The sequence below is a fragment of the Bacillus sp. MT94 genome, assembly GCF_058792475.1.
Genome location: NZ_JBXAEZ010000014.1, coordinates 1 through 20,351 on the forward strand (window position 1 = coordinate 1; position 20,351 = coordinate 20,351).

The window sequence follows — 20,351 nt, forward strand, 5'->3', positions numbered from 1 at the left end:
GGAAGTTAAGCTCTCTAGCGCCGATGGTAGTTGGGACCTTGTCCCTGTGAGAGTAGGACGTCGCCAAGCAACTAAAAACACAAGTCTTTTGACTTGTGTTTTTTTGTATTGTTAAAAAGAATGGGAAAGAAGTAATGGTAATACAAACACGTTGCCCAAGAGTTAATCATATTATATAAGAGATGGGTGTATATTTTTCTGGAAATTGTTAAGGATTAGAAGTATAAAATAGGTTCACTTAAATAGGGAGGGAAGGTTATGAAATTACAAAGTGAAGTTTGTATTGTTTGTGAGGCAAAAAGAAAAGAAGGTATATATGTTTATAATAATTTAATATGTTATGAATGTGAAAAGGATATGGTGAATACAGAGACAGATGATCCGAAATATATACATTATTTAAAGCAACTTCGAAAATTAGAAGTATCATATTTTTAAATAGGCATATGCCTATTATTTTTTTTGTTCTGTATAATAGATGGAGAATGAATAATAAGGAAGAGATGTAGATGAATCAAAATCATATGCCTTTATATGAGGCGTTAATCGAGTTTAAAGAAAGAGGGCCGTTATCCTTTCATGTCCCAGGTCATAAGAATGGTTTAAACTTCCCTCAGAAGGCAATAAGAGAGTTTAAAGATATTCTATCTATTGATGTAACTGAGTTAGCAGGACTAGATGATTTGCATAGTCCGTTTGAATGTATAGATGAGGCACAACAATTATTGGCTGAAGTGTATGATACAAAGAAAAGTTATTTTTTAATTAATGGTTCAACAGTCGGGAACTTAGCGATGATTTTGTCTTGTTGTGGGGAACATGATATTGTTCTTGTACAAAGAAATTGTCATAAATCAATTATTAATGGTTTAAAACTAGCGGGAGCAAATCCCATTTTTTTAGATCCATGGATTGATGAAACTTATAATGTACCAGTGGGAGTTCGTAATGAAATTATTAAGAAAGCAATTGGAAAATATCCAAATGCGAAAGCACTCATTCTAACGCATCCTAATTATTATGGTATGGGGATGGATTTAGAGGCAAGCATCGCTTTTGCACATGCACATGAAATCCCTGTTTTGATAGATGAGGCACATGGGGCACATCTTTGTTTAGGAGAACCATTCCCGAAATCAGCGTTAACATATGGTGCAGATATTGTAGTGCATTCTGCACATAAGACATTACCCGCAATGACAATGGGTTCCTATTTACATATAAATAGTCACTTAGTAGACGAAGAGAAGGTTACTACTTATTTAAGTATGCTACAATCTAGTAGTCCATCGTATCCAATTATGGCTTCCTTGGATATAGCACGCTTTACAATGGCGCGTATAAAAGAAGAAGGTCATGGTGAAATTGTTGAGTTTTTACGGAGATTTAAGGAACGGTTACGTTCTATTCCCCAAATCGCCATTTTAGAATATCCGTTGCAAGACGAGTTAAAGGTTACCGTACAAACTCGTTGTCAGTTATCAGGGTACGAATTACAGTCCGTATTTGAAAAGGTCGGTATATATACAGAGATGGCTGATCCGTACAATGTCCTATTTATTTTACCCCTGCAAGCAAATGAGGGGTATATGAAGGTTATAGAGATGATCCGAGTAGCATTGCAACATTATGACGTGAAAGACAAGAGGGAATCTATTCGTTATACTTATAAAGGTGAATTCTCTCCGTTGCCGTATACGTATAAACAACTAGAAAGATATGGAACAAGGATAGTATCTATAGAAGAGGCTGTTGGAATGATAGCGGCGGAAATGGTGATTCCGTATCCACCTGGGATTCCATTGGTTATGTATGGAGAGAGAATTACTTCAGAGCATAAAGAGCAAATTATGTATTTAGAGAGAGCAGGAGCTCGTTTTCAAGGTAATACGAAATATATGAAAGTGTATGATATAGAAAGTAGGTTTTAGGATGAAGGGATTATTTGTAACAATTGAAGGCCCAGAAGGTTCAGGTAAAACAACGTTAATTAAAAGCTTATTGCCATATTTTGAACAAAAAGCACAAAAGGTAATGGCGACAAGGGAACCAGGTGGTATTGCAATTTCTGAGGACATTAGGACGATTTTACATAAACAAGAATATACGATGATGGAAGCACGTACAGAAGCGCTTCTTTATGCTGCTGCGCGCAGACAACATTTAGTAGAAAAAGTTATGCCAGCACTTAATGAGAACTATCTCGTGTTATGTGATCGTTTTATAGATAGTTCTTTAGCATATCAAGGCTATGCAAGAGGATTGGGTATGGATAAGGTATTTGAAATAAATCGTTTCGCAACAGAGGACTGTATGCCTAGTTTAACAATTTATCTAGACATTGAGCCTGAGGTTGGCTTGGCTCGGATTGAAAAAGATGCAGGACGTGAAGTAAATCGACTAGATATGGAAGATATCTCTTTCCATAAACGTGTGCGCGAAGGGTATTTACAAGTTGTAGAACGTTTCTCGGAGCGTATTGTATTGGTAAATGCTGATCAGCCGATGGAAAAACTTATAGAAGAAGTTGTTCAGATTATAGAAGATAAATTGTTATAATAGAAGGAAAGAATAAAATAAGTGAGGTATGCATTATGATGAAGACGTGGGAGCAGCTTTCTGCTATACAACCCATCGGTGTAAAAATGTTGATGAATAGCATTGCAAAAGAGCGTATATCCCACGCTTACTTGTTAGAGGGAGGGAAAGGTACGGGAAAGTTTGCGACAGCAATTCAAATGGCAAAGAGTTTCCTCTGTTCTCAGCGGAATGGAGTAGAGCCCTGTCATGTATGCACAAATTGTAAGCGAATTGATTCAGGTAACCACCCTAACTTACATATTGTAAAACCAGACGGATTATCTATTAAGAAGCAGCAAATTCATGATTTACAAGAAGAGTTTTCAAAAACAGGATTAGAGGCAAATAAAAAATTATATATTATTGAGCACGCAGATCGTATGACGGCAAATGCGGCAAATACACTTTTGAAATTTTTAGAAGAACCAAGTAGTGATACAACCGCTATTTTACTTACTGAACAAAGTCATCAAATTTTAAATACGATTTTATCTCGTTGCCAAGTTGTTACGTTTAGACCGTTACCTACAGAATCTTTAATTAGAAGATTACAGGAAGAAGGTATTACAGCATCTTTATCGACACTTGCTGCTCAACTCACAAATAGTTTTGATGAAGCTTTAGCTTTATGTAGTGATGAATGGTTTGCACAAGCACGAGCTTTAGTGATAAAATTATGTGAAGCGCTCGAAAAAGATAAAACCTCTATTTTTTTTGTACAAGAAAAATGGGGAAAACACTTTGGAGAGAAAGAACAATTACAGCAAGGGTTAGATATGTTACTCCTTATTTATAAGGATTTACTATATGTTCAACTTGGAGAAGAAGATCGTCTTGTTTTTCATGAGCAGAAAGAGATGTTTGAATCGTTTTCCTATGCTCAGAAGCGCATTGTATCAGCTCTCTTTAATATATTAGAGGCAAAAAATAGAATCAACGCTAATGTAAATGCGCAGCTTGTGTTCGAACAGTTAGTGTTGCGGTTGCAGGAGGGATGACCGTTTTGTATGATGTAGTAGGTGTTCGCTTTAAGAAGGCCGGAAAGGTATATTACTTTGATCCAAATCAGTTCGATATCTCTGAAAATGAGTTTGTTATTGTAGAAACGGTAAGAGGTATTGAATACGGAAAAGTAGTTATTACCAAAAAGCAAGTTGATGAAAACGACGTTGTATTACCGCTAAAAAAGGTTATTCGTATTGCAAATGAAAATGATCGTACCATTGTTGAAGAGAACAAACATGCTGCAAAAGAAGCATATCAAGTCTGTCAGCAAAAGGTAGTAGAGCATAATCTTGATATGAAACTTGTAGATGTAGAGTATACATTCGATCGTAATAAGATTATTTTCTATTTTACTGCGGATGGTCGGATTGATTTCCGCGAACTAGTGAAGGACTTAGCGGCAATTTTTAGAACAAGAATTGAACTAAGACAAATTGGTGTTCGTGATGAAGCGAAGATGCTAGGTGGTATTGGTCCATGTGGTCGTATGCTTTGTTGTTCTACTTTTTTAGGAGATTTTGAACCTGTATCCATTAAAATGGCAAAGGATCAAAATTTATCATTAAATCCTGCAAAAATCTCTGGTTTATGTGGTCGCTTAATGTGTTGCTTAAAATATGAGAATGATGAATATGAGGCGGCAAAGGAACAACTTCCTGATTTAGATCAACGTATACAAACCCCGCATGGTACTGGCCGTGTGATCGGATTAAATATTTTAGAAAGATTAATTCAAGTGGAACTAGTAGACAAGGAACGGATAGTAGAATATACGTTAGATGAGTTAGTGAATAAAGGGGTCGTTTCGAGTCAAACCACAGATTAATGAGGTGGGTGCTTGTGGAGAAAAAAGATATTTTTGAATCGGTTTCTAGTATGGAAGAGCAAATTGGACATTTATACAAACAGTTGGGAGAGTTAAAACAGCATCTTGCAGAGTTGTTGGAAGAAAACCAGCATATAAAAATGGAAAATAACAATTTGCGACACCGTTTTGAAGAAGTGCAGAATAAAGAAAAACAAAAAACTCAAAAGCGTAAAGAAGTGAAGCCGAAAACAGATATTGGTGAAGGCTATGACAATTTAGCGAGACTGTATCAAGAAGGTTTTCATATTTGCAATCTACATTATGGAAGTGTACGTAAAGAGGGAGATTGTTTGTTCTGTCTGTCATTCTTAAATAAAAAGTGAAATTACCTTTCCAATTATAATTGGAAAGGTAATTTTTTATACATGAAATAGGGTAGGTTAAGGGTAAGAAAAGGAGCAGTATATGAATTTATATGAAGATGAACGTTTAGATTACTTATTAGCGCAAGACATGAAGATTATACAAAGCCCATCAGTATTTAATTTTTCTTTAGATGCTGTTTTACTGGCAGATTTTGCATGGGTACCAATTCAAAAGGGGAATTTACTTGATTTGTGTACAGGTAACGCAGTTGTCCCCCTTCTATTAAGTACAAGAACAAAAGGAAAGATTACTGGTGTGGAAATTCAAGAACGCTTATATGATATGGGAGTAAGAAGTGTTCAATATAATGGGCTGGAAGAAAGAATTCACCTCATACATGGAGATTTGAAAGATATGCCAGAGAAACTCGGACGTCATCAATATGATGTTGTTACATGTAATCCACCATATTTTCAAACACCTCAAACTTCAGAGAAAAATATGAATGAACATTTAGCGATAGCTCGTCATGAAATTATGTGTACATTAGAAGATGTTGTATCTGCAAGTAGTCAGTTAGTAAAACAAGGTGGGAAAGTGGCGTTTGTACATCGTCCAGGGCGATTACTCGACATTGTCACATTAATGCGTAAATATAAAATTGAACCAAAGCGTGTGCGATTTGTTTATCCTAAGGTTGGAAAAGAAGCAAATACATTGTTAATTGAAGGAATTAAGGATGGAAATGCAGATTTAAAAATTTTACCACCTCTCGTTGTATATGAGAACAATAACGAATATACAAAGGAGATACGTTCAATTTTATATGGAGAAGAATAAGCATTTTTTTTATGTGGTAGAGTGCTCTGATGGAAGTTATTATGCTGGATATACAAACCATATAGAAAAACGAATACAGACTCATAATAGCGGCAAAGGAGCTAAGTATACACGCGTCAGGCTTCCTGTCGTTTTAAAATATGTAGAGACCCATGATGATAAGCGTACAGCTATGCAAGCGGAGTATTACTTTAAGCAATTAACGAGAAAACAAAAAGAGGCATATATGCAAAAAGGAGAACGCTATGTGGCAACAAAAAAGCTTTCAACAAAATGAAAAGGGAGTTTTATATTTAGTACCAACTCCTATTGGAAATTTAGAAGATATGACATTTCGTGCAATCCGAATTTTAAAAGAAGTTGATTTAATTGCTGCTGAAGATACGAGACAAACGAAAAAACTTTGTAATTATTTTGAAATTGAAACACCTGTCACGAGTTATCATGAGCATAATAAAGAAGTAAGTGGAAAGAGAATATTAGAGAAGTTAGAGGATGGAAAGAATGTAGCACTTGTTAGTGACGCTGGTATGCCGTGTATTTCTGATCCGGGTTACGATATTGTTGTTGAGGCAGTAGCTGAGCAATATCATGTAATTCCGCTTCCTGGAGCAAATGCAGCCCTTACAGCATTAATTGCATCCGGTCTTGAAACAAAGCAGTTTTATTTCTATGGTTTCTTGCAGAGAAACAAAAAGGAACGGAAGATGGAGTTAGAAAAGCTTCGTTATGTACAAACTACAATGATGTTTTATGAAGCGCCTCATCGTTTAGATGATACTTTAATTTCGATGCAGGAAGTGTTGGGAAATAGAGAGATTGTATTGTGTCGAGAGTTAACGAAAAAATTTGAGGAATTTATTCGAGGGACAATTCAAGAAGCAATTGAGTGGACGAAGCAAAATGAAGTACGTGGTGAGTTTTGTATTTTAGTAGCTGGTTCAACAGAAGAACCTGCTCCAGAAGAACAATGGTGGGAATCTCTTTCAGTATATGATCATATTGAACACTATATAAATGAAAAAGGTATGAATTCAAAAGAAGCGATTAAAACAGTCGCTAAAGATCGAGATTTGTCGAAAAGAGATGTATATCAAATCTATCATGTCGATAAAAAATAAGCTTCTCATAATTGAGAAGCTTATTTTGCTGTTTCGATATAATCTTGAAGTTCGTTTAAGATTTGCTCAGCGCCTTCTTTGCTTAAGATGATTTTACCTTCAGCTAAAGAAAGGTTACCGTCAGATACTTCACCAGTTACTTGGCAAGTCATGTTTGGTTTATATTTCTTTAAGATGATTTTTTCGTCATCAACATAGATTTCAAGAGCGTCCTTTTCTGCAATACCTAAAGTACGGCGTAATTCGATTGGAATTACTACACGACCTAATTCATCAACTTTACGAACAATACCAGTAGATTTCATAATTTTTTTCCTCCTAAATAAATAGTTTATAAGTTTCGAGTCTATTTTTAGATTCGTCATTTTTCGACAAAATACCCTATGGACATATGATACCAATCATTTACATTTCCGTCAATTCTTAAATTCTATATTTTTTAAAAAGATTTATAGATTTCTTATTTCTTATATATAATAGATTGAGAGGAAATTCCACAATTATTTACAATATTTTCAGAAAAAAATAACAAATTTCAAGTGGAGATTGTATATTTTTTTGAAATATGAGCAATAGATGATAAAGATATCGAGCATTAAGACCCAGAATTCAAAATTAGGTTGGCTTAAAGAAGATAAGTGAGATTCGGGCTGCTCGTAAAAGCCCGATTGATGTGGGCTAATAATCAGTGGGGATGAAGAAAAACCCCACTGATTAAAGTTTCACTTTATATATGAGTTTTTGATATACTGTTTATAAATACATATGAGGTTATTCGGGAGGTCCAAAACAATGACAGAGGAAAATAAGTCCTTTTATATTACTACCCCAATTTATTATCCAAGTGGAAAATTACACATTGGACATGCTTATACGACAGTAGCAGGAGATGCGATGGCACGATATAAGCGTATGCAAGGATATAATGTGCATTATTTAACAGGAACTGATGAGCATGGACAGAAGATCCAAAAGAAAGCAGAAGAGTTAAATATTACGCCACAGGCATATGTTGATAATATTGTTGCAGGAATTAAAGAGCTTTGGGAGAAGATGGATATTTCTTATGATGATTTTATTCGTACAACTGAAGATCGTCATAAAGATGTTGTCGAAAAAATCTTTAAGCAATTAGTAGATCAAGGTGACATTTATCTTGATGAATATGAAGGTTGGTATTCTGTACAAGATGAGACGTTCTATACAGAGCATCAATTAGTAGATCCAATTATGGAAGGTGACAAAGTAGTTGGAGGGAAAAGCCCAGATAGTGGTCATGATGTAGAACTTGTTCGTGAAGAATCTTATTTCTTTAGAATGGGTAAATATGTCGACAGACTATTAAAGTTCTATGAAGATAATCCACATTTCATTCAGCCGGAGTCTCGTAAAAATGAAATGATTAATAATTTTATTAAACCAGGATTAGAAGATTTAGCAGTTTCTCGTACTTCATTTGACTGGGGAGTTCGTGTTCCTGGTAACCCAAAACACGTTATTTACGTATGGGTTGACGCATTATCTAACTATATTACGGCGTTAGGTTATGGAACAGCAAATGAAGAGAAATATAAAAAATTCTGGCCTGCAGATGTGCATTTAGTTGGGAAAGAAATCGTTCGTTTCCATACAATTTATTGGCCGATAATTTTAATGGCATTAGATTTACCTCTTCCAAAGAAAGTCTTTGCTCATGGCTGGATTTTAATGAAGGATGGAAAGATGAGTAAGTCAAAAGGAAACGTAGTAGATCCAGTTACATTAATCGATCGTTATGGATTGGATGCATTACGTTATTACTTACTTCGTGAAGTTCCATTTGGATCTGATGGCGTATTTACACCAGAAGGATTTGTGGAGCGTATTAATTTCGACTTAGCAAATGACTTAGGTAATTTATTAAATCGTACAGTAGCTATGATTGATAAGTACTTTAACGGAGAAATCCCTGCATTTAAAGCAAATGTAACAGAATTTGATGAAACGTTAGTAGCGTTTGCACAAGATACTTTGAAAAAAGTAGAAGAAGCAATGGAGAATATGGAGTTCTCTGTAGCGTTAGGATCTATTTGGCAATTGGTTAGTCGTACGAATAAATATATTGATGAAACACAACCATGGGTATTAGCAAAAGATGAGAATGATCGTGAAAAGTTAGCTTCCGTAATGGCTCATTTAGCAGAAGTACTTCGTCAAACAGGTATTATGCTTATGCCATTCTTAACAGTAGCACCAAGCAAGATGTTTGCTCAGCTTGGCCTTACTGATGAGGCTCATAAATCTTGGGAAAGTCTATCTACAATTGGCTGTATTCCAGCTGGAACAAAAGTAGAAAAAGGAAACCCGATTTTCCCTCGTTTAGAAATAGAAGTGGAAGTAGAGTACATTAAAGAACAAATGAAAAGCTCTGCCCCTAAAGTAGAAGAGAAAAAAGAAGAAGAGCCGAAGGCAGAAGAAATTACAATTGATGATTTCTTTAAAGTAGAATTACGCGTAGCTGAAGTACTATCTGCTGAACCTGTGAAAAAAGCAGACAAGTTGTTAAAAATTCAACTAGACTTAGGCACAGAAAAGCGTCAAGTTGTTTCTGGAATTGCAAAATTCTATTCGCCAGAAGACCTAAAAGGTAAAAAGGTTATTTGTGTAACAAACTTAAAACCTGTAAAATTACGCGGTGAATTATCGCAAGGTATGATTTTAGCGGGTGAAGAGAATGGCGTATTGTCATTAGCATCAATTGACCAAAATCTACCAAATGGTACAAAAATCAAGTAATTAAGACAAGAAAAGAGATGTTTCACGTGTAACATGTGTGAAGCGTCTTTTTTCTTTTTACATTCTCTATTTTTGCATTAAGATTGTAGTATTGTTATCGTTAAGTTATTAAAGAACTTATTTTTGTAGAATAAACTGGATTTCAATATAAAAGGAGTTATGTATTATGTTGTTTGATACACATTCGCATTTGAATGCAGAGCAATTTGAAGAAGATTTGCAAGAAGTTATTGCCCGAATGAAAGAAGCGGGAGTTACTTATACAGTTGTTGTTGGTTTTGATGAAGTAACGATAAAAAAGGCGATGGAATTAGCTGAAGCTTATGATTTTATTTACGCTGCGGTTGGATGGCATCCAGTTGATGCAATTGACATGACAGAAGAACATTTAGCTTGGTTAGAAGAACTTGCTTCTCATCCTAAAGTCGTTGCACTTGGAGAAATGGGTTTAGATTATCATTGGGATAAGTCTCCAAAAGAAATACAGAAAGAAGTATTTCGTAAACAAATTGCATTAGCGAAAAAAGTGAAATTGCCGATTATTATACATAATCGCGATGCAACTCAAGATATTGTTGATATTCTAGAAGAAGAGAATGCAGCTGAAGTAGGAGGCATTATGCATTGTTTTAGCGGCAGCGTAGAAGTAGCAGAGCGATGTGTTGATATGAACTTTCTAATTTCGTTAGGCGGACCAGTTACATTTAAAAACGCTAAAAAGCCGAAAGAGGTTGCTACGGAGATTCCATTAGAGAAATTGTTAATAGAGACGGATTGTCCATATCTAACGCCGCATCCATTTCGAGGGAAACGAAATGAACCGAGTTATGTAAAACTCGTAGCAGAAGAAATTGCGAATTTAAAAGGTGTTTCTTATGAGGAAGTAGCAGAAATGACAACCAAAAATGCAAAAGCTTTATTTGGTGTTGAATAAAAAAGAATGGGGAAACCTGTTCTTTTTTATTTTGAAAAAACACTAGTAGAAGTGATGAAGAAAATAAATGTGAATGATGAAGTGTTACAATAAGGACAGAGAACAAAGATTTTTCTATTCTATTTTTTAAAATATAAGAATGAGGAAAATAATAATGGAAAAGTCGTCATTTTTTTGTTTTACTAAGTAGAGACGAAACGAGTGTGGAGGCAAGCATGAAAATAAAAGAGATTATCGTTGTAGAAGGTAAAGATGATACAGTTGCGATTAAGCGTGCTGTTGATGCGGATACAATTGAAACGAACGGTTCAGCAATCGGTGATCATGTTATTGAGCAAGTTAAATTAGCGCAGCAAAAAAGGGGCGTTATTATTTTCACAGATCCAGATTATCCTGGAGAGCGTATTCGAAAAATTATTTCTGACAAGGTTCCCGGCTGTAAGCATGCCTTTTTACCGAAGGAAGAAGCGCTTGCTAAAAGGAAAAAGGGAGTTGGGATCGAACATGCTTCTAATGAGTCGATTCGCCGTGCTCTAGAGAATATACATGAAGAAATGGAAGCTTATACAAGTGAAATTAGTTGGAGTGATTTAGTCGATGCAGGCTTAGTGGGCGGAGAAATGGCAAAGAGCCGCAGAGAAAGAATGGGTAAGCTATTAAAGATTGGTTATACAAATGCAAAACAGTTACATAAACGATTACAGATGTTTCAAGTTTCAAAGGAATCATTTGGAGAAGCTTATAAGCAAGTAATACAGGAGGAAAAAAAATGAAGGATATCGCAACGCCAAATCGTACAAAAGACATTGTTGAAAAGTATGGATTTTCATTCAAAAAAAGTTTAGGACAAAACTTTTTAATTGATACAAATGTATTAAATCGTATTGTCGATCATGCAGAAATTGGTTCAGAAAGTGGTGCAATTGAAATTGGACCAGGTATCGGTGCATTAACAGAGCAATTAGCGAAGCGTGCTAAAAAAGTAGTGGCTTTTGAAATTGATCAAAGACTATTACCAATTTTAGATGAGACGTTAGCACCATATGGTAACGTTACAGTTATTAATAAAGACGTACTAAAAGCGGATGTACATGAAGTATTTAATGAGCAATTTGAAGAAGGGCAAGATGTAATGGTAGTAGCTAACTTGCCATACTATATTACAACGCCAATTTTATTTAAATTGCTTGAAGAAAAGTTACCAGTTCGTGGATTTGTTGTTATGATGCAAAAAGAAGTTGGAGATCGTTTAGCTGCTAAACCTGGAACGAAAGAGTATGGTTCTTTATCGATTGCTATTCAGTATTATACAGAAGTTGAAACAGTTATGACTGTACCGCGTACAGTGTTTGTACCACAGCCAAATGTTGATTCTGCAATTATTCGCCTTCTAAAGCGTCCGAAACCGGTTGTAGAGGTGACAGATGAAACATTCTTCTTTGAAGTAGTACGAGCAAGTTTCGCACAGCGCCGTAAAACTTTGATGAATAATTTATCAAATAATTTAAATGGTTTCCCGAAAGATAAGGAATTATTGGATCGAATTTTAACAGAAGTAGGAATTGATCCAAAGCGAAGAGGCGAAACGCTATCTATTGAAGAGTTTGCAACATTAAGTAATGCATTGGTTCTTCATAAATTATCATAAGAATATGAAAGGGACAGTTCAACTTGAACTGTCCCTTTTGTCACCTTTCTCCCTCTAAATTCATATTTTAAAAACAGGTAAGATGGCCTAATGAGTTTGGAGGTAGGAGAATGGCTTTACATGTTGGAGAATTAGTGGAACGATATTCTCATAAGAGGGATATTCTTTTTCGTATTATAGAAATAAAAGGCGAGATAGCTATATTGTTTGGAGAGGAAATTAGACTGGTGGCGGATGCGCCACTTGAAGATTTAATTAGTATAGATCAACGAGAACATAAAAAAAGGGTGAAGCGTGAGAAAGAAACAATGGAGCGCACGTATCGTTTGTTTCAACAAGATTATGTGTTAATGAAACAAAGGCATGAACATACTTCAACTGGTGGATACACAAGTGAGGTGAATTATTTTCAAATGCCGGGACGTGTATTGCATATAGATGGAGACCCTTTATATTTGCGCAAGTGCTTAGACTTATATAACAAAATTGGCGTTCCTGTACAAGGTATTCATTGTAAAGAAACGGAGATGCATGAAAAAGTAGTAGACTTAATAGATCACTTTCGCCCAGACATTCTCGTTATTACGGGGCATGATGCATATACAAAATCGAAAGGAGTGAAGGGAGATTTAGCGGCATATAGGCATTCAAGGCATTTTGTACAGGCTGTTCGAGAAGTGCGAAAAAAATATCCATCATTGGATCAACTTGTTATTTTTGCTGGGGCATGTCAATCGCACTTTGAGGCACTAATTCGTGCAGGGGCCAATTTCGCTAGTTCACCATCTAGAATTAATATTCATGCACTAGATCCTGTATATGTAGTTGGTAAAATTAGTTTTACTTCATTTATGGAGAGAGTCAATGTATGGGATGTCGTACGTAATACAATTACTGGTGAAAAGGGACTAGGTGGAATTGAAACGAGAGGGATTTTACGAACGGGATTACCTTTTCAACATTACGAGGAGTAAGCAGGGTACATATGTATCTTGCTTTTTTGTATGGAAGGATTTAAATGAATTTGGATAAAAAGAGACAAGAACGTACAGACTACGTAATGATACTTTTACAATATAGTATTTCTTCTATCTATTCAAACGCAAGATGATATTAGCTGTGAATCGAGGTTAATAATTAGGATAGATATATCGTGTTTTAAGTGTTCAATCTAAATTACAGCGAGGTGTAGCGAAGTATATGTCAAAACGTTTAGATGAAATTAAAAGCGAATTAGATCACCATCTTGGACAGCGACTTATGTTAAAAGCAAATAGTGGAAGAAGAAAAACTGTGGAGCAATCAGGTGTACTAGCAGAAACATACCGTTCTGTTTTTGTTGTACAATTGGATCAACAAGAAGATGCGTTGCAACGTGTATCTTATAGTTATGCAGATGTTTTAACAGAGACAGTAGAGTTAACATTTTATGGAGACCCTCATGATGAGGTCATTTTATAATCCATATATCATTACATATATTCCCATAAATGAAAAGCTATATTATTTTGCATACTAACTATACCGTAGCAAAATAAGGAGGGACTCTGCATTGAGTAGACGAAGAGGTGTCATGTCAAACCAATTTAAAGAAGAGCTAGCAAAAGAGCTTGGCTTTTATGATGTTGTTCAGAAAGAAGGATGGGGCGGAATTCGTGCGAAAGATGCTGGTAACATGGTGAAACGTGCTATAGAAATTGCAGAACAGCAATTAATGAAACGAAACCAGTAGTTGTAAGATACTTTCTATGCTACGGTAGCCGAGGAGACATTCCTCGGCTTTTTGTACTCTAAAAGGTGCCATCATTTTACATAAGTAGTTTCATTCTGAATGCTTTTCGTTATAATTAGGGAAGTGTCATCGTCTTACTATAAATTTATGGTAAAATAAACGATAAAAGATTGAGTACATAGAGTGGGTGAATAGATTGAAGCTACTAGTGAAAGCACCAGCAAAGATTAATCTGTCGTTAGATGTACTGGGAAAAAGACAAGACGGATATCATGAAGTGAAAATGATTATGACAACCATTGATTTAGCAGATCGTCTAGAACTAACGGAATTAGCAGAAGACCGTATTGAAATTTTATCCCATAATCGGTATGTCCCAGACGACCAACGAAATTTAGCTTATCAGGCAGCGAAATTATTAAAAGAGAAGTTTAATGTAAAAAAAGGTGTATCTATTACTATTGAAAAAACGATTCCAGTAGCAGCTGGATTAGCAGGTGGAAGTAGTGATGCAGCAGCGACATTACGTGGTCTTAATAAATTATGGAATTTAGGGCTTACAATTGATGAGTTAGCAGAGCTTGGCGCAGAAATTGGATCAGATGTATCTTTCTGTGTATATGGCGGCACAGCAATTGCCACTGGAAGAGGAGAGAAAATTGAGCATATAAAGACTCCGCCTTCTTGTTGGGTTATTTTAGCGAAACCACATATAGGTGTATCTACTGCTGATGTGTATGGAAATTTAAAGTTAAATCGAGTTACACATCCAAATGTAGATAAAATGGTTGATGTCATAAATTCTGGAGATTATAAAGGGATTTGTGATACTGTTGGTAACGTTTTAGAAGATGTAACATTTGGAATGCATCCTGAAGTTGCACGTATTAAATCACAGATGAAGCGATTCGGAGCGGATGCTGTATTGATGAGTGGAAGTGGTCCAACTGTATTTGGACTTGTACACCATGATTCTCGAATGCATCGCATTTATAACGGATTAAAAGGATTTTGTGAACAGGTCTATGCGGTACGTTTATTAGGAGAGCGAGAAACGCTTGAATAAAGACGTATAATACGTTATGATTTGTTTAGAATATTCGTGATTTGAGGTGAGAGTATGAAAATTAGAAGAAGTACAAGATTAGTCGATATGACTTATTACCTGCTACAAAACCCTCGTCAGCTAGTATCTCTCACTTTTTTTGCTGAAAGGTATCAATCGGCTAAGTCTTCCATTAGTGAGGATTTAGTTATTATTAAGCAAACGTTTGAACAACAAGGGGTCGGCACATTGCAAACGATACCAGGAGCAGCAGGAGGAGTGAAATATATACCGTATATAAGTGAAGAAGAGGCAGATCTAATTATTGATGAGCTTTGTGGCTTATTTGAAAATCCAGATCGTATTTTGCCTGGCGGTTACTTATACATGACAGATTTATTGAGTAATCCTCGCCATATTAATGGCGCAGGTCGTTTGTTTGCTTCTGTTTTTGCTAGGCAATCAATTGATGCGGTTATGACAGTGGCAACGAAAGGGATTCCACTTGCTTATGCAGTGGCAAATTACTTAGATGTACCAGTTGTAATTGCAAGGAAAGATAATAAGGTAACAGAAGGTCCGACTGTTAGTATTAACTATGTGTCGGGTTCTTCTAAACGAATTCAAACAATGACGTTAGCAAAACGCAGCCTTCCAGAAGGATCGAATGTTTTAATTATTGATGACTTCATGAAAGCTGGCGGAACGATTCAAGGTATGATGAGTATGTTAGAAGAGTTCAAGGCTAATGTTGTTGGTATTGGTGTATTAGTAGAATCCACAGATATTGAAGAACGACTAATTAATAATTTTGTATCATTAATTCGTCTATCGGAAGTTGATGTGAAAGAAAAAACGATTCAAGTGGAAAAAGGGAATTATTCTCTTGCACCATTTGATGAAGGGCTTGTAGAGGCTGAATAAAAGGTAGAGCAGATAGCTCTATCTTTTTTTATTTTATTTTATTTATAGATTATAAAATAGATGGACAAACTGCCTTTCGTACACTATTTTTAAAGAGTAAAATAAATAATAAAAGGGTGAAAAGTATGAAAGTTGTTCAAACAAGCAAGGCACCACAAGCGATTGGACCTTACTCACAAGGGATTATTGTAAATAATATGTTTTATAGCTCAGGACAAATTCCATTAACGGAAAATGGGGAGCTTGTAACAGGAGATGTAACAGTACAAACAGAACAAGTATTTCAAAATTTACAAGCGGTATTAGAGGAAGCGGGTGCTTCATTTGATACAGTCGTAAAAACAACAGTATTTTTAAAGGACATGGATGATTTTAATGCTGTGAATGAAGTATATAGCTCTTATTTCTCTACTCATAAACCAGCTCGATCTTGTGTGCAAGTAGCAAAATTACCGAAAGATGTTTCCGTTGAAATTGAAGTAATCGCCCTAGTTAAGTAACCTTTTGTAAGCGATAACCTCCACTAATCTCTATATTCAACTACATTAAAAATTTTTATCTTAAAAATTTTTAAAAAATTAAAGGGAAAATAGAAAATTTGTGGAATTTATACAAATATATCGCTTATTTAGAAAAGGGTGGTGAACACAAGATGGAAGTGACTGACGTAAGATTACGCCGCGTAAACACAGAAGGCCGCATGAGAGCAATTGCCTCTATTACTTTGGACCATGAATTTGTTGTTCATGATATTCGTGTAATTGATGGTAATAATGGATTATTTGTAGCAATGCCAAGTAAACGTACTCCAGATGGAGAGTTCCGTGACATTGCACATCCGATTAATTCTGGTACACGCTCTAAAATTCAAGATGCGGTTTTAACAGAGTATCATCGTTTAGGCGAGTTAGAAGAGGTTGAGTTTGAAGAAGCAGGTGCTTCGTAAAATTCGAATGAAAAGGGCTTTGACGAAAAGCCTTATAATTTTGTAGCAAACTCCTGTAAGCATTTACAGGAGTTTGTTTTTTTTTTTTTTGCTTTATATTTGAAAATTTCATAATTCATTAACATAAAAAGAAGAAACTACTAATTTTTTCAAAATCATTTTAAATAGTATAGCTTATTTCTTAAAAAAGATACTAAAGAGTAAAACATCTTATAAGAATTATGGTAAAATTTAATAGTTAAAATGTGTTTCTTGAAATATATGATGATTTAGGATAATATCTTTAATGGATAAATAGGTTGCGATGGAGGGTCTATATGTCAAACAGATTTGCAGTGATTCTAGCTGCAGGTAAAGGCACACGTATGAAGTCTAAGCTATACAAAGTGCTGCATCCTGTATGTGGAAAACCTATGGTACAACACGTAGTCGATCAAGTATCTCAATTAGGATTGCAGAAACTTGTAACGGTTGTTGGGCATGGTGCTGAAATGGTACAAGAACAGCTAGGAAACGTAAGTGAGTTTGCATTACAAGCAGAACAACTTGGTACAGCACATGCTGTAGATCAAGCTGCAAGTGTACTTGCAAATGAAGAAGGAACAACTTTAGTTATTTGTGGGGATACGCCGCTAATAACTGCTGAAACGATGGAAGCATTACTTCAGCAACATAAAGAAGCAGGAGCAATGGCGACGGTGCTAACAGCGTACATAGAAGAACCTGCTGGATATGGCCGTATTGTTCGTAATGAGAATGGTCATGTTGAAAAGATTGTTGAGCATAAAGATGCAAATGAGAAAGAATTAGCTATTAAAGAAATCAATACAGGTACGTATTGTTTTGATAATAAGGCTTTATTTGCTTCACTTTCTAAAGTTTCAAATGATAACGTACAAGGTGAATATTACCTTCCAGATGTTATTGAGATTTTAAAAAATGAAGGTCATATCGTATCAGCTTATCAAACAGAGCAGTTCGATGAAACGTTAGGTGTTAACGACAGAGTCGCTCTATCGCAAGCGGAAATTATTATGAAAAACCGTATCAACCGAAAGAACATGGTAAATGGTGTTACAATTATTGATCCAAGTAACACTTATATTTCTGCTGATGCAATTATCGGTAGTGATACAGTTCTTCATCCAGGAACAATTATTGAGGGGAACACTGTAATTGGTTCTGATTGTGAAATTGGACCGCATACAGTAATTCGTGATAGTGAAATTGGAGATCGTACGACAATTCGTCAATCTACTGTACATGATAGTAAACTTGGTACAGAAGTATCGATTGGTCCATTTGCACACATTCGCCCAGATTCAGTTATTGGAGACGAAGTACGCGTTGGAAACTTCGTGGAAATCAAAAAAACTGTCTTTGGTAATAGAAGTAAAGCTTCACACTTGAGTTATATCGGGGATGCACAAGTTGGAGAAGACGTGAATCTTGGTTGTGGTTCAATTACGGTGAACTATGACGGTAAGAATAAATTCAAAACTGTGATTGGTAATGGGGTATTTATTGGATGTAATTCAAACCTTGTTGCTCCAGTAACAGTTGAAGATGGTGCTTATGTGGCAGCAGGCTCTACAATTACAGAGAATGTTCCATCAAAAGCATTATCGGTAGCACGTGCACGTCAAGTTAACAAAGAAGACTATGTTGATCAATTGCTGAATAAGAAAAAATCATAATGTGGAGGGTTAATCTAGATGTCGACTCAATATCTAAATTCTAATTTGAAAGTATTCTCTTTAAACTCTAATAAGGAACTTGCTGAGCAGATTGCAAAGCATATTGGAGTAGGACTAGGAAAATGTTCTGTTGATCGTTTTAGTGATGGAGAAGTTCAAATTAACATTGAAGAAAGTATCCGTGGTTGCGATGTATTCATTATTCAATCTACAAGCTTCCCAGTAAACGAACATATCATGGAATTACTTATTATGATCGATGCATTAAAACGTGCATCTGCGAAAACAATTAATATTGTTATTCCTTATTATGGTTATGCGCGTCAAGACCGTAAAGCGCGTTCTCGTGAACCAATTACATCGAAACTTGTAGCAAACTTGCTTGAAACAGCAGGTGCAACTCGTGTAATCACTCTAGATTTACATGCTCCACAAATTCAAGGGTTCTTTGATATCCCAATCGACCACTTAATGGGTGTACCGATTCTTTCTGATTACTTTGAAACAAAAGGTCTTAAAGATATCGTAATCGTGTCTCCTGATCATGGTGGTGTAACTCGTGCAAGAAAAATGGCAGATCGTCTAAAAGCGCCAATCGCTATTATTGATAAGCGTCGTCCTCGCCCGAACGTATCAGAGGTAATGAACATTATCGGTAATATTGAAGGAAAAACAGCGATTTTAATTGATGACATCATTGATACAGCTGGTACAATTACATTAGCAGCAAACGCTCTTGTTGAGAACGGTGCTTCTGAAGTATATGCTTGCTGTACACACCCAGTATTATCTGGCCCAGCAATTGAGCGTATTCAAAATTCAAATATTAAAGAGTTAGTTGTAACGAACTCTATCGTATTACCAGAAGAGAAGAAAATCGACAAAGTACATGAACTTTCAGTTGCTCCATTAATTGGAGAAGCAATCATTCGTGTATACGAAGAAGAATCTGTGAGTGTATTATTCAATTAATTGGATAGAATGAGACGTAACCAATTTTGGTTACGTCTTTTCGTATCGAAAAAAGAAAGTAGTGGTACAAGAATGAAATTGATAGTAGGACTTGGGAACCCAGGTAGAGAATATGAATTAACAAGGCATAATATTGGATTTATGGCCATTGATGAACTTGCGAAGCGTTGGAACATTTCTTTGAATGAACAAAAATTTAAAGGTGTATTTGGTGCAGGGTTTGTTAATGGAGAAAAGGTAATCTTATTAAAGCCGTTAACATATATGAATTTATCTGGGGAAAGTATTCGTCCACTCATGGATTATTATAAAATTGATGTTGAGGACTTCGTTGTTATGTACGACGATTTAGACATTCCTGTAGGTAAATTGCGTCTTCGCATGAAAGGTAGTGCTGGTGGACATAATGGTGTAAAGTCAACGATTTCGCACCTAGGAACACAAGAATTTCAACGTATCCGTATGGGAATCGATCGCCCGAAAAATGGAATGAAGGTAGTCGATTATGTATTAGGACGCTTTACATCTGAAGAGATTCCGGATGTTAACCATTCTATTGAAAAAGCAGCGGATGCATGTGAAGAGTGGCTAAATAAGCCTTTTCTCCAAATCATGAATACTTTCAATAGTTAAAAATGAGATTGGGAATATTTCTCTTTTGTTTTACCCATACTAGTAGTAATTGAATTTTTAGGAGGCTAGTATGGAAGGGTATTATTATTGCAGACACTGCGGAGGTAATGTAGGCTCCATTAACGCAGAAAAAGTATATAGCGACGTTTTATTTCAACTAACAGAGCAAGAAGTAGTAGAGATGATTCATTTTCATGAGAATGGAAATATATATATAAAAACAATTTGTGAATCGTGTCAAGAAACGCTCGCATCTTATCCTGAGTATTATGAGTATGAAAAATTTCTGCAATAAAATGTTGTCGCTTTGGCATGTCCAAAGCAT

At 35.6% G+C, this 20,351-nt stretch carries 25 protein-coding genes; 24 read left to right on the forward strand and 1 reads right to left on the reverse strand.

The window, feature by feature from the left end; genetic code table 11:
• The first annotated feature begins 258 nt into the window (after positions 1 to 258).
• From AC1Q51_RS27295 to rsmI, 9 genes are all read left to right on the forward strand, one after another.
• The gene (locus AC1Q51_RS27295; protein WP_090978606.1) at positions 259 to 438 is read left to right on the forward strand and encodes a sigma factor G inhibitor Gin; all 180 of its coding nucleotides are present in this window, start codon (positions 259 to 261) and stop codon (positions 436 to 438) included.
• A 71-nt stretch (positions 439 to 509) separates the two neighbouring features.
• Positions 510 to 1,931, forward strand: a complete 1,422-nt coding sequence (locus AC1Q51_RS27300; protein WP_001073004.1) for an aminotransferase class I/II-fold pyridoxal phosphate-dependent enzyme — start codon at positions 510 to 512, stop codon at positions 1,929 to 1,931.
• Position 1,932: 1 nt separating this feature from the next.
• Positions 1,933 to 2,559, forward strand: a complete 627-nt coding sequence (gene tmk / locus AC1Q51_RS27305) for a dTMP kinase (protein WP_000677220.1) — start codon at positions 1,933 to 1,935, stop codon at positions 2,557 to 2,559.
• Between the two features lie 35 nt (positions 2,560 to 2,594).
• The gene (gene holB, locus AC1Q51_RS27310) at positions 2,595 to 3,578 is read left to right on the forward strand and encodes a DNA polymerase III subunit delta' (protein ID WP_000978578.1); all 984 of its coding nucleotides are present in this window, start codon (positions 2,595 to 2,597) and stop codon (positions 3,576 to 3,578) included.
• Between the two features lie 5 nt (positions 3,579 to 3,583).
• Complete coding sequence (locus AC1Q51_RS27315) at positions 3,584 to 4,411, forward strand: PSP1 domain-containing protein (RefSeq protein WP_000272429.1); 828 nt, start codon at positions 3,584 to 3,586, stop codon at positions 4,409 to 4,411.
• Between the two features lie 14 nt (positions 4,412 to 4,425).
• Complete coding sequence (yabA, locus tag AC1Q51_RS27320; protein WP_000412063.1) at positions 4,426 to 4,776, forward strand: DNA replication initiation control protein YabA; 351 nt, start codon at positions 4,426 to 4,428, stop codon at positions 4,774 to 4,776.
• Between the two features lie 82 nt (positions 4,777 to 4,858).
• Complete coding sequence (locus tag AC1Q51_RS27325; RefSeq protein WP_001055355.1) at positions 4,859 to 5,599, forward strand: tRNA1(Val) (adenine(37)-N6)-methyltransferase; 741 nt, start codon at positions 4,859 to 4,861, stop codon at positions 5,597 to 5,599.
• Positions 5,586 to 5,876, forward strand: a complete 291-nt coding sequence (locus AC1Q51_RS27330) for a GIY-YIG nuclease family protein (RefSeq protein ID WP_000414350.1) — start codon at positions 5,586 to 5,588, stop codon at positions 5,874 to 5,876. The genes AC1Q51_RS27325 and AC1Q51_RS27330 overlap by 14 nt, the downstream gene beginning before the upstream one ends.
• A complete protein-coding gene (rsmI, locus tag AC1Q51_RS27335; RefSeq protein ID WP_000267824.1) occupies positions 5,845 to 6,720 on the forward strand; it encodes a 16S rRNA (cytidine(1402)-2'-O)-methyltransferase in 876 nt (291 codons plus the stop codon). Before AC1Q51_RS27330 ends, rsmI begins: the two co-directional genes overlap by 32 nt.
• 20 nt (positions 6,721 to 6,740) lie before the next feature.
• Here rsmI and abrB read toward each other — a convergent pair whose 3' ends face one another.
• Positions 6,741 to 7,025: a transition state genes transcriptional regulator AbrB gene (abrB, locus tag AC1Q51_RS27340; protein WP_000843036.1), complete on the reverse strand. Its 285-nt coding sequence runs from the start codon at positions 7,023 to 7,025 to the stop codon at positions 6,741 to 6,743.
• 487 nt (positions 7,026 to 7,512) lie between these two features.
• Between abrB and metG the strand changes: the two genes are divergently transcribed.
• The 15 genes from metG to AC1Q51_RS27415 all read left to right on the forward strand — a co-directional run bounded on the left by metG (position 7,513) and on the right by AC1Q51_RS27415 (position 20,321).
• Positions 7,513 to 9,495 carry a methionine--tRNA ligase gene (gene metG / locus AC1Q51_RS27345; RefSeq protein WP_000134131.1) on the forward strand — a complete coding sequence of 661 codons (1,983 nt, stop codon included), beginning with the start codon at positions 7,513 to 7,515 and terminating at the stop codon, positions 9,493 to 9,495.
• 166 nt (positions 9,496 to 9,661) lie between these two features.
• The gene (locus tag AC1Q51_RS27350; protein ID WP_000895840.1) at positions 9,662 to 10,429 is read left to right on the forward strand and encodes a TatD family hydrolase; all 768 of its coding nucleotides are present in this window, start codon (positions 9,662 to 9,664) and stop codon (positions 10,427 to 10,429) included.
• A 215-nt stretch (positions 10,430 to 10,644) separates the two neighbouring features.
• Positions 10,645 to 11,202 (forward strand): ribonuclease M5, encoded by a 558-nt coding sequence (gene rnmV / locus AC1Q51_RS27355; RefSeq protein ID WP_000692837.1) that lies wholly within the window; start codon positions 10,645 to 10,647, stop codon positions 11,200 to 11,202.
• Positions 11,199 to 12,077 carry a 16S rRNA (adenine(1518)-N(6)/adenine(1519)-N(6))-dimethyltransferase RsmA gene (gene rsmA / locus AC1Q51_RS27360; RefSeq protein WP_000651548.1) on the forward strand — a complete coding sequence of 293 codons (879 nt, stop codon included), beginning with the start codon at positions 11,199 to 11,201 and terminating at the stop codon, positions 12,075 to 12,077. Before rnmV ends, rsmA begins: the two co-directional genes overlap by 4 nt.
• 110 nt (positions 12,078 to 12,187) lie before the next feature.
• The gene (yabG, locus tag AC1Q51_RS27365) at positions 12,188 to 13,051 is read left to right on the forward strand and encodes a sporulation peptidase YabG (protein ID WP_001173734.1); all 864 of its coding nucleotides are present in this window, start codon (positions 12,188 to 12,190) and stop codon (positions 13,049 to 13,051) included.
• Between the two features lie 226 nt (positions 13,052 to 13,277).
• Complete coding sequence (gene veg, locus AC1Q51_RS27370) at positions 13,278 to 13,538, forward strand: biofilm formation stimulator Veg (RefSeq protein WP_000044346.1); 261 nt, start codon at positions 13,278 to 13,280, stop codon at positions 13,536 to 13,538.
• Positions 13,539 to 13,629: 91 nt separating this feature from the next.
• Complete coding sequence (gene sspF, locus AC1Q51_RS27375) at positions 13,630 to 13,809, forward strand: acid-soluble spore protein SspF (RefSeq protein ID WP_002094215.1); 180 nt, start codon at positions 13,630 to 13,632, stop codon at positions 13,807 to 13,809.
• Between the two features lie 196 nt (positions 13,810 to 14,005).
• Positions 14,006 to 14,875 carry a 4-(cytidine 5'-diphospho)-2-C-methyl-D-erythritol kinase gene (ispE, locus tag AC1Q51_RS27380; protein WP_000772104.1) on the forward strand — a complete coding sequence of 290 codons (870 nt, stop codon included), beginning with the start codon at positions 14,006 to 14,008 and terminating at the stop codon, positions 14,873 to 14,875.
• A gap of 54 nt (positions 14,876 to 14,929) precedes the next feature.
• A complete protein-coding gene (purR, locus tag AC1Q51_RS27385; protein WP_000702467.1) occupies positions 14,930 to 15,778 on the forward strand; it encodes a pur operon repressor in 849 nt (282 codons plus the stop codon).
• Positions 15,779 to 15,903: 125 nt separating this feature from the next.
• Positions 15,904 to 16,278, forward strand: a complete 375-nt coding sequence (locus AC1Q51_RS27390; protein WP_000869823.1) for a RidA family protein — start codon at positions 15,904 to 15,906, stop codon at positions 16,276 to 16,278.
• A gap of 152 nt (positions 16,279 to 16,430) precedes the next feature.
• Entirely contained in the window at positions 16,431 to 16,724 is a 294-nt protein-coding gene (spoVG, locus tag AC1Q51_RS27395) for a septation regulator SpoVG (RefSeq protein WP_000454041.1), read from the forward strand.
• Between the two features lie 317 nt (positions 16,725 to 17,041).
• On the forward strand, positions 17,042 to 18,421 hold the full coding sequence (gene glmU / locus AC1Q51_RS27400) for a bifunctional UDP-N-acetylglucosamine diphosphorylase/glucosamine-1-phosphate N-acetyltransferase GlmU (RefSeq protein ID WP_053563253.1): 1,380 nt from the start codon (positions 17,042 to 17,044) through the stop codon (positions 18,419 to 18,421).
• A gap of 18 nt (positions 18,422 to 18,439) precedes the next feature.
• Entirely contained in the window at positions 18,440 to 19,393 is a 954-nt protein-coding gene (locus AC1Q51_RS27405; protein WP_000107420.1) for a ribose-phosphate diphosphokinase, read from the forward strand.
• Positions 19,394 to 19,465: 72 nt separating this feature from the next.
• Positions 19,466 to 20,026 carry an aminoacyl-tRNA hydrolase gene (gene pth / locus AC1Q51_RS27410; protein ID WP_000767702.1) on the forward strand — a complete coding sequence of 187 codons (561 nt, stop codon included), beginning with the start codon at positions 19,466 to 19,468 and terminating at the stop codon, positions 20,024 to 20,026.
• A gap of 70 nt (positions 20,027 to 20,096) precedes the next feature.
• Positions 20,097 to 20,321, forward strand: a complete 225-nt coding sequence (locus tag AC1Q51_RS27415) for an anti-sigma-F factor Fin family protein (protein WP_000399438.1) — start codon at positions 20,097 to 20,099, stop codon at positions 20,319 to 20,321.
• Positions 20,322 to 20,351: the final 30 nt, after the last annotated feature.